Source organism: Proteiniborus ethanoligenes, from assembly GCF_900107485.1.
Taxonomy (GTDB): domain Bacteria; phylum Bacillota; class Clostridia; order Tissierellales; family Proteiniboraceae; genus Proteiniborus; species Proteiniborus ethanoligenes.
The window spans coordinates 1-17,646 of the sequence record NZ_FNQE01000026.1; the positions used below are offsets into that span (position 1 = coordinate 1).

Genomic DNA, 17,646 nt, shown 5'->3' on the forward strand with positions numbered 1-17,646 from the left:
TTCTTTGAATGTAGTATTCCTTTTTTCTAGTGCTTGACTCCCTAATGGTCTCATCAAGCATTTCTAGAGCTTCCTTCACTATTTTAACTCCTATTTCATCTAGGGATTTTCCTGTATTTATGATGAAATGAGAAATGTCTTTACTATCTAATATTAGGTCCTCTAAATTATTTTTCATATCCAGGGTGATTTTTTCTACTATTTCGTGTATAATTGTATTCATAAGAATAGCCTCCTCTGTGTTTTGGTGTGTTGCTTTGACACTTCCATCATAACATATGGGGCTATTCTTTTTATATTTTTTCCTACAATTATTTTACACTAAGATCAAAAATATTCTAAAGGCTGAATATTTATGATTATTTTTCACACAATAATAAATGAGTTAATATTACTTTAAGGAGGAATAATTAATGAGAGTTGAAAAAACAAACAAACCTTTAAATGGTGTTAAATGTGTAGTTAACACTTGTCACTATTATGCTCAAGGGGATTACTGTAGTGCAGCGCAGATAGAGATTCAGCCAAGGAATGCAAGCTCAACTGAAGAAACAGACTGTGCAACATTTTCTCCTTCACTCAAGTAAACTTATAGGCAGAATTCTTTTCTGCCTATAAACAATTTATTTATAATTCCTTGCTACTAATCTATATATAGGTTTCCCTTGACTCATGAATTTTTCTTCATATTCTGTTTTAACAGTATTTGTTTCTTTATCCCTATATAGGTTCAAACTTACATCTTTTAATTTATAGTCCATGTCTAGCATCTCATTTAATGAGAACTCAAATAATTCTTCTCCATCAGTTTTAAAATGTATCTCTCCATTTGACTTTAATATTCTTTTATACTTCTCTAAGAATTTTCTGTGAGTGAGCCTTCTTTTGCTATGCCTTGTTTTAGGCCAGGGATCACAGAAATTAATATATAGTCTTTCTATTTCGTTTTCATGAAAAATAGAAAGAATTTCATTTATATCGAACCATAAATATTTTACATTGCTTAGTTCTCTATCTATAGATTTCTTTACTGCATCTAACAGTATTTCTTCTTTAATTTCTACTCCAATAAAAAATATATCCCTATGCTTTTCTGCAAGTGTATTAATAAACTGTCCTCTTCCTGTGCCAAGCTCTAAATGTATCCTCTCATTGCCTAGGGTCTCCTTCCAATTTCCTTTATTTTCTTCGGGATTCAATATTAGCATATGCTCTAACTCTAATAATTCTTCTTTTGCTCCTATTTTCTTTCTTCTTCTCATGGCTTCCTCCATTGCAATAATATAATATATAATTATATATTATATTGTACTTAAAAACTATAATTACAAAAGTAAAAGCTGAACAAAAGTTCAGCCTTAATATTTATGAAAAAATCACATATTGATGTAGCTCTTCAGGAATTTCTAATTTATCTCTGCTAATACTTAATACAAAATCAACATTATATTTATTCCCAATTTTCTCTAGCTCCCCTATAATATCTAAAATCTCATTTTCGGATAATTCTATAATACTTAATAGTCTATCTATGTATATTTTTTCAATGTCATAATTGTTACTTATTATTCCACGTAAAAAGCCATGGAACATATCAATATTTTTAATATTGAAATCCATGGCATTAACAAATCTTACTTTATAATTAATTTGTAATGTTTGTCTATTATCTGCATCGATAAACACAACATCACCATTACATAGCTTAATATCTTCATTAGCTAGGTCAACCATTTTTCTAGTTTTTCCAACGCCTTGTCTACCACAAACTAAAGATACCATCATAATCTCCTCCTAAATATTATTAATAGTTCTTACTAAGAGAATTCTACAATTAAATCTAAAATCCTTCAAAATTTTCAAACTATTCCATAATATTTTTGAGTGCCCTGCCATTAAGATAATTGCACTTTACTCCTTGCTGTGTTCCTCGTCTGCACATCTCTTGGATTATTTCATCTCTTATTTTCCACCAGCTCGTATTCCAATTTACAAAAAGAGTATTTTCTTCTGGTGCTCTGCCTATTATTCTTTGCATTATTATATCAGGATGAAGATATTCTAAAAAAGTTATTGCTCTATTTATATATTCTTCTTTAGACAATAAACCTACTTTGCCTTCCTTGTACATTTCTCCTAATACAGTATTCTCAACTACATATAAGGAATGAAGTTTTATTTCCTCAACAAAAAGAGCTGACAATATTTTAGCACATTCGATTACATCCTCCATACTATCCCAGGGTAAGTTCAGTATAATATGGGCACAGGTACGAAATCCGTATTTTTTAATTCTTAATACACTGTCTATAAATTCTGCTAGAGAATGTCCCCTGTTTATTGTTTTTAATGTATGATAATTAACAGTTTGCAATCCAAGCTCGATAGTTATATTGATATTATGCTCTTCACTTATTTGGGCAAGAAACTCTAGATACACATCTGATATACAATCCGGCCTTGTAGAAATACTTATCTCTACTATATGGTCTATTATAGCATCCTTAATATATTTTTTAAAATGAGATAAACTCATATATGTGTTAGAGAAATTTTGAAAATAGGCTATGAATTTTTCAGCCTTGTATTTAGCTTTAATATATTCCATGTTCTTTTCTAGCTGCTCTTTTACTGGAATAGTGTTAGATAGATTTTCAAATCCTGCTCCTTCTTCCCCACAAAAAATACATCCTCCATATCCAAGGCAGCCGTCTCTATTTGGGCATGTAATAGGTAAGTTTACAGGTAATTTATATACCTTAGTACCGTATTTTTCTCTAAGATAATCTGAATATACTCTATAGAAATTTCTTTCTTCCATAGTTAATCCTTCCTTTAAAAGGAGGAGCTTCCTCCTAAGTGTTTACTATTGAATTATAACTTTATATTTATTGTTTAATTCCTGTACTTTATTTTTATAAGCATCATTTTGCTTAGTGATTATAATCTGTCTTTCTAATTCGCCTCTTATTTCATCTAAATTACTTTCAGAAGCTTCCTTTTTATCTGTTACTAGTATAATATGATAGCCAAATTGAGTTTTAACTGGTTGGCTTATTTCATCCTTATCCATTGAAAATGCTGCAGACTCAAACTCTGGAACCATTTTACCTTTAGTGAAATATCCAAGATCTCCACCATTAGCTTTTGAAGGACAAGTAGAGTATTCTTTTGCAGCTTCTGCAAATGTCAATCCTTTATTAATCTCTGATATTATATTTAAAGCTTGCTCCTCATCATTAACTAATATATGGCTTGCTTTGACACTTTCAGGCTTTTTAAACATATCTTTATATTTCTCATAATAATCTTTAATTTCTTCTTCTGTAGCAGTTATACCATTTAATATTTTAGCAACTGCATATTGCTTCAATAGGTTTTCCTTAACATGATTAAACTCCTTTACGAAGTCCTCCTCATTTTCCAGCTTATTATCTACAGCATCTAAATAAAATAATTCTTGATTTATAAGCTCTTCTAAAAGCTTTGTTTTCCCTTCTTTATCGCTAAATTGTGCAGCGACTTGCGGTGCTAAGCTTTGTAAAAATAATTCTACTTGCTGTTCTGTAATTTCTTTACCATTTACTACAGCTAATACTTTAGTCTCTTTCATCTAAATGTACTCTCCTTTTTTCATCTTATTTATATATGTATGATGCCAAGCCATATACATTTTCATACTATCAAAAATATAACCTCATGTCTATTAAACGAGGTTATATTTTTGGTAAGACTTTTTAAAATATTAACAAAGCCTCAAAGTATTCTTTAAAATTTGATTTTATAGCTTTAGATGTACGCTTTGAAGCTTTGTCCTTTCGGATAACTAAAGTTGCTCATTGCAATTTAAAAGAGTAAATATAGGATTGTGTAAACTCCTGCCAGCCCTACAAGAGAATATATTATTCTTGCAGCAGCTGTATCTCTTCCTCTAAATACGGCTTCTACTAAATCTAAGTTAAACAATCCAACAAGTCCCCAGTTGATTGCTCCTATTATAAGTAAAATGGAAGCAATACTTGTTAATATTTTCATAGCCACTCCCCCCGTTTTAATCTTTAGTAAAATATATTAGGTTATCCAAATAATTATTCAGGTATTCTCAATTATTATGATTCTTTGTCTAGAGATTAAATATTTTAGTTAAAATATGTCCTACTCCGTGCTCATCATTTGTTTTGTCTGTTATTATATCTGCTACCTGTTTAACTCCCGGGGATGCGTTTTTCATACCTATTCCTAACCCTGCATTCTTTATCATTTCTATATCATTGTCATCGTCACCAATGGCTATTATTTCTTCTTTTTTTATTCCTTTTTTCTTAGCATAATCAAGTAGAGTTTTCCATTTAGACCCTAGTGGCCCCATTATTTCCAATATGGGTCCAACTTTAGTTAGGCTAGTCAATATATGGGAGCAATACTTTTCATCATAATACATATTAAGAGCATCATAAAATTCCTTTAGCCTATTTAGCTCTCCAGGGAATACTACTGATAAAACCCTAGGGTTTTCGTATAGGAGTAAATCCTCAATTGTTTTATATCTATCGGGTATATCATGTAGATATGAAGAATATTTTTCATCCTGTTTATCTAGCTCTATTATTATGTCATAATCTTGGTCAAAATGGTCTGCATGAATAATTGGAAATAAGTTTCTCTTTCTTCCTTCTTTTATAAGTGTATAAAAATCATCTTTATCTAAATACTTTTGTAAAATTAAGCTATCGTCTTTCATATTTCTTAAAATTGAGCCATTGTTTGCAACCACTATTAATTCTAAGCCTATTTGCTCCATAAAATGCCTAGCTGACCAATATCGCCTTCCAGTTGCAATTACTATTTCAATGCCCTTATCCGATAAGGCTTTTAATACCTTTGCATTTTCTGATGGTACTGATTTTTTCTCTGTGAGCAAAGTTCCATCTAAATCAATAGCTACAAGCTTGTACTTCACATTATCACCTTGCCTTTAATGCTAATCATAATCCTGACTTTTTAGTACTTTGTTTAATACCTTAATAATAGTATCCATTGAAAATCCTTTTCTTTGAAGAAATCCGCCCAGCTTTCTATAGGCTGATTGGTTATCATCATTTTTATAAGAGGTATTCATTTTTCTTTGAGCTGTTTCTAAAGCTCTTTCGTATTCTTCATCATCATTAACAAGCTTATTTATTTTATCTTGGATTAGGGTTTTATCAATACCTTTTTGGTACAGCTCATATTTAATTCGTTTATGCCCTAGCTTTTTACTGTTCATTCTATCTTTTATATAGATTTTTGCATATTCTTCATCATCAATGTACTTAAATTCTTTTAAATATTTTATAGCATCCTCAATATGTTCTTGGCAATATCCCTTACTAAACATCTTATCTCTAATTTCTCTCTCGCTTCTAGCTCTGTGTCCTAATAATTTTAGCCCATAGGATTTACAGGCGTTATTATCCTCTTGCTTTAAAATATTGTCTATTTGATTTCTATCAACAATCATGTCTTTTTTTAACCCTAGCTTTATTAATGTATCTTCACTGACAGAAAAAGAATACTCCTGGTCTAGATAAATTGAATATCTTCTAATATTCTTTTTTTGCCGTTCAATTTTTGTTATAATAGACATTTAAATCACCCTTTGCTTTACATAAGCCAAAAAACAGTTATATCTTATAAAACTCATCAAAGGATTTTTTAATGTAATAATGATCTAATACTCCTCCTAATTCTCTTATGGAATGCATTGAAAGCATTGGGTTACCTATGTCCACAGAAGGAATATCAATATGTGTAGATGAAATTGGTCCAATAGTGGAGCCACCTCTTAAATCAGAGCGATTCACAAATTTTTGAACAGGGATTTCTGCTTTTTCACATATCATTTCGTAAACAGCACTTGAATTGCTATCAGTTGTGTATGCTTGATTTGCATTAATCTTTATTACAGGTCCTTTGTTAATAATAGGTCTGTTTGTAGGATCGTGAACGTCTGTGTGATTTGGATGAAGTGCATGGGCCATGTCTGCAGAAATAATAAATGAACTATATAATGCTCTAAAGAAATCCTCTTTATCTTTGCCAAGTGCATATACTACTCTTTCTAGTACAGTTCTAAGCATTGGGGAATCTGCTCCCTGTTTTGTGCTACTTCCAACTTCTTCATTATCAAAGCATACCATTACATTTGTAGCATTTGATGGATTACATTCTCCTATTGCCTCTATACCAGCATGTACCATAGCTAGGTCATCTAACCTGCCACATGAAATAAAATCATTATTTAATCCAACAATGCTTCCTTTTTCAAATTCATATAGGAATATGTCAAAATCTATTATTTCATCAGCTTCTACATTTAACTCTTTTGCTATTAATTTTATTAAAAAATTGTTTTTTGAAAATTCTTCATTGATTAAGGATACTAATGGTAGCATATCCTTTTGCTTGTTTAGCTCTACTCCTTCATTTACTTTTCTATTCATGTGTATAGCAAGATTAGGTATTATAAGGACTGGTCTATTAATATTCAAAAGTCTTGTAGCTGGATATAGTGGGTTTTGTGCTTTTAAGGAAACTCTTCCTGCTAAGCCTAAGGGTCTATCTAGCCAGGTTGATAATATAGGACCACCGTAGGCCTCTACATTAAGCTTTAGATAATTATTTTCAACAAGGATTTCTGGGCTTGGCTTTATTCTAAAGGTTGGAGCATCTGTATGGGCACCTATTATTCTAAATCCATCTTCCTCTATTTCACCTTGACCTATTACTAAGGATATAATGGCTGTACCATTTTTAACTATATAATATTTACCACCCTTTTCTATATTCCATCTATCTCTAATATTAAGCTCTTTAAAGCCTTTTTTATTTAACTTATCCTTTATATTTTCTACTACATGAAAATTACTTGGGCTATCATATATAAAATCAATAAGCTCTTTTGCAAAAACTTGTTCCTTTGTCATATTATATCCCTCCATATAGTTATAAAATATAAGTACTTCGTTTTTATCCCGAAGTACTTATATTTCTTATATATTATTCTTCTTCATCCTCATCATAATCATCTTCATATTCTTCGTCATCACTGAATAGCTCGTAGAAAGCCTCTACTACAAGATCATATTCACTATCATCTTCAATATTTAACAGTTCTACTCCTTCTTCTGTTTCATTGTAGCCGTAAAGTAGAACACTTTCTTCATCTAATGGAAGAAGAGCTATGTACTCCTTATCTTCTACACCAAATATACCTACAACCTGACATTCCATTTCTGTTCCATCATCTAAAGATAAATGCATTATTTCCATATGATCATGGTCACACCCACAGTCATTATGATCATGATTGTGATCACAGCCACAACCATCTTTATGTTTATTATCAGTCATATTTTTATTCTCCTTTATAAATTATTTATACATATGTAATGTATACTCTTATAATATATTATTTACTAATATTAGTATATAGTTTCTAGCAAAAAAACTAAAAATTATTCATACTACTTAATCTCTTTCAATACCTCTAGCAAATATTCCCAAACTCTTCTAGTTGATGAAATACTTAAACGTTCATTTGGAGTATGGACATCAGACATATTTGGTCCTAAAGATATCATATCAACATTATCCAGTTTTTCATCAAATAGTCCACATTCAAGGCCTGCATGAATTGCTGTGATTTTTGGTTCTTTTCCATGGATTTTTTTATAGCAGTTTACAAACACCTGTCTAATATATGAGTCTTCTCTATACTCCCAAGCAGGATAATCACCATCATTTACAATATTAGCGTTGATTAGCTTAGCCAATGCCTCTAGCTTTCTGACAACATCTAGCTTCAATGTTCTAACTGAACTTCTAATGGCGTTTTCAAGTATGACTTCATTTTCTTTAGTAGTCACAACGCCTAAGTTTGTAGAACTCTGAACTAAACCTTGTATTTCCATGCTCATGGTTTGAACCCCATTAGGAATCAACACTAATGCCGTTATAACCTTTTCCATAGTTTCCTTAGAGAATATCCTATCATAATTAGAGCTCGACATATTTAGCTCAACTGTAACATCTGGATCTACTGCCTTTAATTCATGCCTGATTATCTTATTCCACTCTTTTATTTCATTTTCAAAGCTTTCCTTGTCCTTACTACTTACTAATACTACTGCATCACTTTCTCTTGGTATGGCATTCATTTTTGCTCCACCATTGATTTGAGCTAAGTATATTGGCTTATTTTGGGATATATTGTATATTATTCTACCTAAAATCTTGTTAGAGTTACCTCTCTCTTTATTAATATCTATTCCAGAATGTCCGCCTTTTAATCCTCTAACTCTTAGCTCGTACTGGACTAAGTCCTCTAATGGTTTATCCCATTCAATAGGTATACTAATTCTACTTTTTATTCCACCTGCACAGCTTACTAATAGGGTTCCCTCTTCCTCTGAGTCCATATTTATTAATATCTTACCTTTTAAATTATTAGGGTCTAGGTTATTTGCTCCACCCATACCAGTTTCTTCTTCAGTAGTTATAAGGACTTCTAATGGTGGATGAGAAATTGTATCTGAATCGAGAATAGCTAATGCATAAGCTACTGCAATACCATTATCTGCACCTAATGTAGTGCCTGTGGCCATGACTAAGTCATCTTCAATTCGCAGCTTCAATGGTTCAGAAGAAAAATCATGCTCCGTATCATTATTTTTTTCGCAAACCATGTCCATATGTCCTTGTAGAATCACTACTGGAGCATTTTCATATCCCTTAGTTCCAGGCTTCTTTATAATAACATTTAATGCTTCGTCTTGTATTACTTCTAGTTTACGCTTTCTTGCAAAATCAACTAAATAATCACTTACTCTCTTTTCATTTCCAGAGCATCTCGGTATTTGAGTTAAATCCTCAAAAAAACTAAATACAGCCTTTGGTTCAAGATTATTAAGCACCGTACTCAATTCATCATCTCCCTCTAATTATGATTTTAAGTCTATTTTATTCTCTTATTATTTCGTCAATTGTTCCTCCACCTAAACATTCATCCCCATTGTAGAATACTACTGCCTGACCAGGTGTCACAGCCTTTTGAGGCTTCTTAAACATGACCTTACATGTATTATCACCAGTTAAATACACTGTTACTTCATTGTCCTGCTGTCTATATCTGAATTTTGCAGTGCAATTGAAGATTTCTGCCTTTGGTCTATGACTTACCCAGTGAAGGTCAGTAGCTAAAAGTCCATTAGAATATAGCATAGGATGTTTATCTCCTTGAACAACATATAGAATATTCTTTTCCAAATCCTTGTCTGCAACAAACCATGGCTCCCCACTGCCAACGCCACCTATGCCTAATCCTTTTCTTTGACCTAATGTGTAATGCATCAATCCACTATGCTTTCCTAATACTTCACCATCTAAAGACATAATATCTCCAGGTTGAGCAGGAAGATATTTGTCTAAAAATTCGTCAAAATTTCTTTCACCTATAAAGCATATGCCCGTACTATCCTTTTTATCTGCAGTTACAAATCCTTGTTCTTCTGCAATACTTCTAACCTCTGATTTTTCTAACTGCCCAATAGGAAACATACTTTTTGATAATTGATATTGACCTAATGTACATAGGAAATATGTTTGATCTTTATTATTGTCTACTCCTCTTAAAAGTTTATACTCTCCATCTGTATAATCTACTCTAGCATAATGACCTGTTGCAATATAGTCTGCGCCAAGCTTTAAGGCATATTCTAAAAAGGCTTTGAATTTTATTTCCTTATTACACATAACATCCGGATTAGGTGTTCTTCCTTTTTTATATTCCTCAAGAAAATATGAAAATACTCTGTCCCAATATTCCTTTGTAAAATTTACTGTATAGTATGGTATGTCTAATTGTGCAGAGACTCTCCTCACATCTTCATAATCTTTTTCTGCAGTACATACTCCATTTTCATCAGATTCATCCCAGTTTTTCATGAATATGCCTAATACATCATATCCCTGCTCTTTCAATATATATGCAGCTACTGAAGAATCTACACCTCCAGACATGCCTACTACTACTTTAATGTTATTATTATTATTCATCAATGTCATCCCTTTACTCTCCAAAAATCCTTTTATTTATCATTTTTCCTGTTTCTGTTGCAGCTAGTCCTCCTAAAGCAGTCTCCCTTAACTCTATAGGGAGTGATCTACCTACTTTATACATAGCTTCTACTACTTCATCAAATGGAATTATACTCTTAACTCCTGCTAATGCTAAGTCTGCTGAAATCATTGCATTTGCAGCACCAGAAGCATTTCTTTTGGCACAAGGAGCTTCTACAAGACCAGCTATTGGATCACATACTAAGCCTAAAATATTTTTTAAAGCAATAGCAGCCCCATTAAGACACATTTCTGGTGTTCCACCTGCCATTTCTACTATAGCAGCTGCGGCCATAGCCGCTGCTGAACCACACTCTGCTTGGCAACCACCTTCGGCACCTGATACCGTAGCATTTTGTGCTATTATAGTCCCTATTCCTGCAGATGTGAACATAGCATCTATCATAGCTTCTTGGTTTAATCCTAGCTCTTCTGCAACAGTAATAATAGTAGCAGGAATAATGCCACAGGAGCCAGCAGTAGGAGCTGCACATATCCTTCCCATTGCAGCATTAACTTCTGAGCATGATAAGGCTCTAGCCATGGCTCTATTAATCACATCACCACAAATTGTTTTTCTCTTTTTCCTATAGATATCAACTCTTTTTGCATCTCCTCCAATAATTCCACCTACTGATTTAACTTCTTCTTCTATGCTCTTTGTTGATGAATTTATCATTACATCTAAAACATTTTTCATCCTATCTCTTAACTCTGATTCTGATAGTTCAGTAAGCTCACATTCTCTCTTTACTGCTATTTGAGATATTTTACTATTTTGTTCTTCTGCTAATTTAAGTAGCTCGTATCCATGGTTATACACATTATCACCTCTCCTTAACTGGATTAATCACTTTTACAGAAATAACATCCTCCATACTATTCAGCTTAGATATTACTTCTTCAGTGATTTCATCATCTGTTTCAATAATCATAGAAGCCTCTACACCCTTTTTCTTTCTTTTAACCTTCATTATTCCTATATTAATATTGTTTTGTGAAAGGCATGTAGTAACACTGCTTATAATCCCTTTTTTATCATTTTGCACAATAATTAGAGTAGGATGATCTCCTGTTATTTTAACATTATAACCATCTACATTTGTAATTATTATATTTCCTCCACCTATAGATGAGCCTGTGACCTCCGTTTTGCTTCCTTCTTTTTTATTAAATACAATTTTTACAGTGTTTTCATGTTGATTCCCTAGGTCCGCTTCCTGGAATGAAACTTTAATATTTTTTTCCTCTGCTATTTGTAATGAACTTTTCAATCTTTCATCATATGGCTCCATACCAAGAATTCCAGCTACTAATGCTTTATCTGTACCATGTCCCTTGTAGGTTTTAGCAAAAGAACCATGAAGATAGAAGGTTACAGATTCGATATCTTCACCTGCAATATATTTAGCAACTTTTCCAAGCCTAGCTGCTCCTGCTGTATGTGAACTAGAAGGTCCTACCATAATAGGTCCTAATATGTCAAACATGCTATATTCTTTCATAAATATTCATACTCTCCTTATATGAATTTTAATGTGTTTTTTTGAATTCTACCATAATATATTTACTACTACAAGGTAAAAAGCTATGTCTTTAAAAAACAAACTGCTGAATTTTTCAGCAGCTTACTTTACAACTATCTTATCATCTTCTACATCTATATTTATAGTATATCCATCCTTAAATTTATCCTTTAAATACAATTCTGCTATTTCATCTTCTATATATCTTTGTATAGCTCTTCTTAATGGACGAGCACCATATTTCTGATCATACCCTTTTTTAACTAGTAAATCCTTAGCCTCATCTGATACATAGAGATTAAAGCCCTTTTCTTCTACGTCCCCAACCACTTCTTTAAGCATTAAATCTACTATTTGACGTAGTTCTTCATTAGAAAGATGCGTAAATACAATGGTTTCATCTACTCTGTTTAAGAACTCTGGTCTAAAGGCTTGCTTTAAGGCGTCATTTACTCTGCTTTCTAAAGCTACATACCCATCTCCAGCAAATCCAAATGTGCTTGTGTTAAAGCTCGTTCCAGCATTGGATGTCATGATAATAACAGTATTTTCAAAGAAAACAGTTCTACCCTGACTATCTGTTAGTCTCCCATCCTCTAATATTTGAAGAAGCATATTAAATACATCTGGATGTGCTTTTTCTATTTCATCTAATAAAATAACGGAATATGGTTTTCTTCTAACCTTTTCAGTTAGCTGTCCTCCTTCATCATAGCCAATATATCCTGGAGGTGCTCCTATAAGCTTTGATACTGTATGTTTTTCCATAAATTCTGACATGTCTATACGTATCATTGCTTCTTCGCTACCAAAAAGTTCACAGGCAAGTGCCTTAGCAAGCTCTGTTTTCCCTACTCCCGTAGGTCCAACAAATATGAAGGATGCTGGCTTTTTCTTTTTCCTAAAGCCTGAACGGTTTCTTCGTATTGCCTTAGACAAGCTCACTATTGCTTCATGCTGTCCAACAACTCTTTTGTGTAGGATATCTTCTAGGCTTAAAAGCTTAGCTGCTTCCTCTTTAGTGATTCTCTGTACAGGTATCTTAGTCCAAGCTTCTATTACATAAGCAATGTCATCAAAGGTTACTTGGATTTCACAGCATTCTTTTTCTATTTTCTTAATCTTATCCTCTATTCTATACTCTTCCATTTTATATTCTGCTGCTTTTTCATAATTGTCAGAATTAGCAGCAGCTTCTTTTAGCTCCTGTACCTTCTTTAAATCTTCCTTTAATACCTCTAGCTCAACAAATCCTTGATTTCTTAAGTTTACTCTTGAGCCCGCTTCATCAATTACATCAATAGCTTTGTCAGGCAAAAATCTATCGGAAATATATCTTTCAGAAAGTCTAACAGCTGTATCTATGACATCATCAGGTATCTGAACCTTATGATAATCTTCATAGTATCCCTTTATTCCCTTTAATATTTCGATTGCTTCGTCAATAGTAGGCTCTTCAACAAGAACTGGTTGAAATCTTCGTTCTAATGCAGAATCCTTTTCTATATGCTTTCTATATTCTTCTAATGTTGTAGTTCCTATAACTTGTATTTCTCCATTTGCAAGTGAAGGCTTAAGAATATTAGCCGCATTCATAACTCCTCCATGAACTTCTCCAGCACCCATAATATTATGAATTTCATCAATAACTAATATTATATTCCCAAACTCTTTTGCTTCATCAATAATAGCCTTCATACGCCCTTCGAATTGGCCTCTAAACTGAGTTCCAGCTACAATAGCCGTTAAGTCTAGTAAATATATTTCTGCATCAAATAGCTTTGCTGGAACTTGTTTGTCAACTATTTTAACTGCTAAGCCTTCTGCTATTGCAGTTTTACCAACTCCAGGCTCACCAATTAGCACAGGGTTATTTTTTGTTCTTCTATTTAATATTTGAATAACTCTATCTATTTCTCTATTTCTTCCTATTATTTTATCTATCTGTTTGTCCATTGCTTTATCTGTTAAATTTGTACCATAGGTATCTAAATATTTCTTCTTTTTTCTAGAAGGTTTTTTCTCTGCTTTTGCACTGGAATCTTTTTCCTTGATTTCAGAATCTATGCTTTTAGCCTTTGGCTCATATTCTTCCTTTTTATCTGGAACAATATCTTTTAATATGCTTAAAAAAGGATTCTCTGATTCTATATTTTCAAAGTCTCCATCCTCCATATTTTGAAGAATAGAATTCATTTGATTTGTAATATTTTCAATCTCCTCAGGTTTCATATTCATCTGCCCAATTAATTGGTCTATAACTGGAAGTCCCATTTTTTTCGCACATTCCATACATATTCCAGTAATTTCAGTTTTCCCATTTTCTATTTTTGTTGTAAGCATAACTGCAACATTTTTTTTGCATATAGAACACAACTTCATCTAAACCACCTCTACTTTCTATGTGAAATTGCAATATTAATATAGTATATCATATTTTATACCCTTATTTGGGTGGGCTAAATATTATTTTCTATTCCTGAATACTACTAAAAGAATTTCTTGTTTGTTTTTTTTACTATTACATTATAACATATACTTATAACTATATATGCAAGGTTTATTTATGAAAACACAAAGTGTGATAATTTTTGTTGCTATTGTAAATGAAATCAAATATAATTAGTATGGTTTAAACATGAAGTTTGAAAAAAATAGTTAATTATACTTATTTTATATATGATTTTTGTTTATACTATTAATTGACGGAAGGTTCTTTTAAAATAAATCAAAGGAGAACTTTCCTATTCGTTATAAAAATATAGAGAAAAGGGAATGAATTATGAAGAATTTAGTTTTTGGAGAATTAAATCTATCTAAAGAGATAGAAAAAGCAGTAAGTGAAATGGGATTTGAGGAGGCAACACCAATACAATCTCAATCTATTCCTCATATAATGGATGGAAAGGATGTTATAGGTCAAGCTCAAACTGGTACGGGAAAAACATGTGCTTTTGGTATACCTACTATTGAAATGGTAGAACCAAGTAATGAAAATATACAAGCATTAATCTTATCTCCTACTAGAGAATTAGCTATACAAATATCTGAGGAATTAAAGGAAGTATCAAAATACAAAAAAGGTATTAGAATATTACCTGTATATGGTGGTCAACCTATCGAGCGTCAAATAGCTGCGTTAAAAAAACGCCCACAGATTATTATTGGAACTCCAGGAAGATTGATGGACCATATGAGAAGGCGTACTATTAAGCTTGTAGACTTAAAAATGGTAATCTTAGATGAAGCAGATGAAATGTTAAATATGGGATTTAGAGAAGATATTGACGAGATTTTAGAGAAGGTACCACAAGAAAGGCAAACAATTCTTTTCTCTGCTACTATGTCTAAGGAAATAATGGATTTAACAGCTAAATATCAAAAGGATGCAGTTTTGGTTAAGGCTGTTCATAAAGAACTTACTGTACCAAATATTGAGCAATATTATTTGGAGGTTAGGGAAGCATCAAAATTAGATCTTTTATCTAGAATAATTGATAAAGAGGGTATAAAGCTGTCTCTTGTATTTTGTAACACAAAAAAACGAGTAGATGAACTTACTTCCAGTCTTCAATCTAGAGGATATATGGCTGAAGCACTCCATGGAGATATGAAGCAATCACAACGTGACAGAGTAATGTCTAGATTTAGAAATGGGTCTATTGAAATATTAGTTGCTACTGATGTGGCTGCACGTGGTATTGATGTAGATAATGTTGAAGCAGTGTTTAACTACGATATCCCTAATGACGAAGAGTATTATGTTCACAGAATTGGTAGAACTGGTAGAGCTGGCAAAACTGGTGTAGCTTATACTTTTGTAGCTGGAAGAGAATTTTACAGATTAAAAGATATCCAAAGATACACTAAATCAAAAATAGTTCTTATGAAGCCACCTTCACTATCTGATATTGAAGAAAGTAAAGTCAACAATGTATTAAAGGACTTAAAAAATGTTATAGCTAAAAATAATCTTGGCAAATATGTAGGATATATTGACAAAATTCTTGAAGATGTTCACCTAGAAAATCAAGAGAACTATATAACTACTATAGACATAGCAGCAGCATTATTAAAAACTTTAGTCACTCAGAATAGTAAAAATGATTTTTCTCAAGCTGATACATATAACTATGAAGATACTGGTGCGGAAAAAGGAATGGTTAGACTATTCGTAAACATGGGTAGAAAAGACAGAATACAGCCAAAGCATATAGTAGAGGCTATTGCATCTAGAACTAGTCTTTCCGGTAAATTAATAGGTGCTATAGATATATTTGATAAATTTTCTTTTGTAGATATTCCTTATGAATATGTTGATGAAGTATTATCTCCATCAAAAAACTTTAGAATAAAAGGAAAAAAGCTAACTGTAGAAAAGGCTAATAGAAAATAATAAATTAAAACCCTTCTTAATAATCATACTGTTCATAAGCTCTGTGGCTTTGAACAGCATGATTATTACGGAAGGGTTTATTAATAACTAGATAGAAACTTTCTGTATTATATTTTGTTCCAATCTATGTATTGATTAAGCTTTTCAACAAATCTCTCAAAATATTCTCCTTCTAGCTCTGTAAATCTATCAAATTCAGGACTATCTAAATCAAGAACTCCATAGACCTTATTATCCTTTACTATTGGAACAACCAGCTCAGAGTTTGATGCTGAATCACAGGCAATATGTCCCGGGAAATTATGCACATTTGGCACAATTTGAGTCTCTCTTGTTCTTGCTGCCGCACCACATACTCCTGCACTAAGCTTAATTCTATTACATGCTGGCAGCCCTTGAAAAGGACCTAGTACTAGCTCTTCTCCCCTCAACAAATAAAACCCTGCCCAATTAAGTCTATCTATAATAGCATATATAAGTGCAGAAGCATTTGAAAGGTTAGCTAGAGGATCTTTTTCAGAGCTTAATTGCCCTTCTAGAGTCAGAAGTAAATAGTCTAGCCTTTGTTTATCATTCATTTTTTCAATACCCTTTAGTTTAATCATAGAAATATCTCCTTTCCCTATAATCTCAAGTAATATTAGGGTTTTATTATGTTCATTAATCATTATACCATTTAGATTATGGTAATTCACTAATATTATAATTACAAAATGCTATAATAATTATATAAGGAATAGAATCTTGCCTTGTAAGCAAAGTCTCAAAACCCTGGTTCCCTTCAAATTTTGAGACTCTTTAATATAGATTGTCTTTAGTCTAAAATTCAAAAGAAAAAAATTAATGTACCTAAGGAAGGTGATGTTATGAAAAAATTGGAGCGAAGTTTTTACAATAAAAGCGCTTTAGTTCTTGCGAAGGATTTATTAGGTAAGTATTTAGTGTTTAATACTGACTCTGAAAGGTTAGTAGGGAAAATAGTAGAAACAGAAGCTTATATGGGCTTTAATGATAAGGCGGCACATACCTATAATGGTAGAAGAACTCCTAGAACAGAGGCCATGTATGGAGAAGAAGGGCATGCATATGTATATTTGATTTATGGTATGTATAATTGCTTTAATGTAGTGGCGGCAGAAAAAGAAATAGCCCAAGCAGTTCTTATAAGGGGATTAGAGCCAATAGAAGGTCTGGAAGCAATGTCATTGAATAGATTTAATAAGCCCTATGAGAAATTGAAAGGTTCTCAAATTATAGCTTTAACTAACGGGCCTGGTAAACTATGTCAGGCCTTAGGAATAACTAGGGATATAAATGGTGAAGATTTAACTGGAAATAGACTTTATATTTGCTCTGTAAAAGAAGTTTCTTTTGATATAGTAGAAACAAAGAGGATAGGTATAGATTATGCTGAAGAAGCAAGGGATTTTCTATGGAGATTTTATATTAAGGATAATAAATTTGTTAGTGTACCCTGATTATAAATAAATCAAAGTCTCGCAACACAAATTTATTTGTTCCCTCTCGCTATTATAAATTTGGTCCTAACGGACACTCTTGTCATAA

19 protein-coding genes are annotated in these 17,646 nt (G+C 32.2%); 3 read left to right on the forward strand and 16 right to left on the reverse strand.

All coding sequences use genetic code 11. The features are described 5' to 3' along the window. Positions 1 to 223 (reverse strand): hypothetical protein (locus BLV37_RS10940; RefSeq protein WP_208975258.1); only part of this gene is annotated, 223 nt, incomplete at its 3' end. Positions 224 to 413: 190 nt separating this feature from the next. Here BLV37_RS10940 and BLV37_RS10945 point away from each other — a divergent pair. After that, the gene (locus BLV37_RS10945; protein WP_091731294.1) at positions 414 to 587 is read left to right on the forward strand and encodes a DUF1540 domain-containing protein; all 174 of its coding nucleotides are present in this window, start codon (positions 414 to 416) and stop codon (positions 585 to 587) included. A gap of 36 nt (positions 588 to 623) precedes the next feature. Here BLV37_RS10945 and trmB read toward each other — a convergent pair whose 3' ends face one another. From trmB to BLV37_RS11015, 14 genes are all read right to left on the reverse strand, one after another. Next, on the reverse strand, positions 624 to 1,262 hold the full coding sequence (trmB, locus tag BLV37_RS10950; RefSeq protein WP_091731297.1) for a tRNA (guanosine(46)-N7)-methyltransferase TrmB: 639 nt from the start codon (positions 1,260 to 1,262) through the stop codon (positions 624 to 626). Between the two features lie 103 nt (positions 1,263 to 1,365). After that, positions 1,366 to 1,782, reverse strand: a complete 417-nt coding sequence (locus tag BLV37_RS10955) for a hypothetical protein (RefSeq protein WP_091731300.1) — start codon at positions 1,780 to 1,782, stop codon at positions 1,366 to 1,368. A gap of 82 nt (positions 1,783 to 1,864) precedes the next feature. Then, positions 1,865 to 2,821, reverse strand: a complete 957-nt coding sequence (mnmL, locus tag BLV37_RS10960; protein WP_091731302.1) for a tRNA modification radical SAM protein MnmL/YtqA — start codon at positions 2,819 to 2,821, stop codon at positions 1,865 to 1,867. 45 nt (positions 2,822 to 2,866) lie between these two features. Next, a complete protein-coding gene (locus tag BLV37_RS10965; protein ID WP_091731306.1) occupies positions 2,867 to 3,613 on the reverse strand; it encodes a peptidylprolyl isomerase in 747 nt (248 codons plus the stop codon). Positions 3,614 to 3,846: 233 nt separating this feature from the next. Next, positions 3,847 to 4,035 (reverse strand): DUF378 domain-containing protein, encoded by a 189-nt coding sequence (locus tag BLV37_RS10970; protein ID WP_091731308.1) that lies wholly within the window; start codon positions 4,033 to 4,035, stop codon positions 3,847 to 3,849. A gap of 88 nt (positions 4,036 to 4,123) precedes the next feature. After that, positions 4,124 to 4,960 (reverse strand): HAD family hydrolase, encoded by an 837-nt coding sequence (locus BLV37_RS10975; protein ID WP_091731311.1) that lies wholly within the window; start codon positions 4,958 to 4,960, stop codon positions 4,124 to 4,126. Between the two features lie 21 nt (positions 4,961 to 4,981). Further along, positions 4,982 to 5,626 carry a regulatory protein RecX gene (locus tag BLV37_RS10980; RefSeq protein ID WP_091731314.1) on the reverse strand — a complete coding sequence of 215 codons (645 nt, stop codon included), beginning with the start codon at positions 5,624 to 5,626 and terminating at the stop codon, positions 4,982 to 4,984. Positions 5,627 to 5,663: 37 nt separating this feature from the next. Continuing rightward, complete coding sequence (locus BLV37_RS10985) at positions 5,664 to 6,965, reverse strand: M18 family aminopeptidase (protein WP_091731317.1); 1,302 nt, start codon at positions 6,963 to 6,965, stop codon at positions 5,664 to 5,666. 73 nt (positions 6,966 to 7,038) lie between these two features. Then, positions 7,039 to 7,392, reverse strand: a complete 354-nt coding sequence (locus tag BLV37_RS10990) for a DUF1292 domain-containing protein (protein WP_091731320.1) — start codon at positions 7,390 to 7,392, stop codon at positions 7,039 to 7,041. Positions 7,393 to 7,505: 113 nt separating this feature from the next. Beyond that, positions 7,506 to 8,954 (reverse strand): aminoacyl-histidine dipeptidase, encoded by a 1,449-nt coding sequence (locus BLV37_RS10995; protein ID WP_342026619.1) that lies wholly within the window; start codon positions 8,952 to 8,954, stop codon positions 7,506 to 7,508. Positions 8,955 to 9,000: 46 nt separating this feature from the next. Beyond that, positions 9,001 to 10,104 (reverse strand): tRNA 2-thiouridine(34) synthase MnmA, encoded by a 1,104-nt coding sequence (gene mnmA / locus BLV37_RS11000; protein ID WP_280140142.1) that lies wholly within the window; start codon positions 10,102 to 10,104, stop codon positions 9,001 to 9,003. A gap of 4 nt (positions 10,105 to 10,108) precedes the next feature. Continuing rightward, positions 10,109 to 10,981 carry an L-serine ammonia-lyase, iron-sulfur-dependent, subunit alpha gene (gene sdaAA / locus BLV37_RS11005; RefSeq protein ID WP_091731324.1) on the reverse strand — a complete coding sequence of 291 codons (873 nt, stop codon included), beginning with the start codon at positions 10,979 to 10,981 and terminating at the stop codon, positions 10,109 to 10,111. Between the two features lie 4 nt (positions 10,982 to 10,985). Beyond that, positions 10,986 to 11,663 (reverse strand): L-serine ammonia-lyase, iron-sulfur-dependent subunit beta, encoded by a 678-nt coding sequence (gene sdaAB, locus BLV37_RS11010; protein WP_091731326.1) that lies wholly within the window; start codon positions 11,661 to 11,663, stop codon positions 10,986 to 10,988. Between the two features lie 123 nt (positions 11,664 to 11,786). Further along, positions 11,787 to 14,066: an ATP-dependent Clp protease ATP-binding subunit gene (locus BLV37_RS11015; RefSeq protein ID WP_091731329.1), complete on the reverse strand. Its 2,280-nt coding sequence runs from the start codon at positions 14,064 to 14,066 to the stop codon at positions 11,787 to 11,789. A 400-nt stretch (positions 14,067 to 14,466) separates the two neighbouring features. Between BLV37_RS11015 and BLV37_RS11020 the strand changes: the two genes are divergently transcribed. Beyond that, the gene (locus BLV37_RS11020; protein ID WP_091731331.1) at positions 14,467 to 16,080 is read left to right on the forward strand and encodes a DEAD/DEAH box helicase; all 1,614 of its coding nucleotides are present in this window, start codon (positions 14,467 to 14,469) and stop codon (positions 16,078 to 16,080) included. A gap of 107 nt (positions 16,081 to 16,187) precedes the next feature. Here the strand turns inward: BLV37_RS11020 and BLV37_RS11025 are convergent, their stop codons facing one another. After that, positions 16,188 to 16,685 (reverse strand): GAF domain-containing protein, encoded by a 498-nt coding sequence (locus tag BLV37_RS11025; RefSeq protein ID WP_091731334.1) that lies wholly within the window; start codon positions 16,683 to 16,685, stop codon positions 16,188 to 16,190. Between the two features lie 261 nt (positions 16,686 to 16,946). Here BLV37_RS11025 and BLV37_RS11030 point away from each other — a divergent pair, with 261 nt between their 5' ends. Then, positions 16,947 to 17,558 carry a DNA-3-methyladenine glycosylase gene (locus BLV37_RS11030; RefSeq protein ID WP_091731337.1) on the forward strand — a complete coding sequence of 204 codons (612 nt, stop codon included), beginning with the start codon at positions 16,947 to 16,949 and terminating at the stop codon, positions 17,556 to 17,558. Positions 17,559 to 17,646 lie beyond the last annotated feature (88 nt).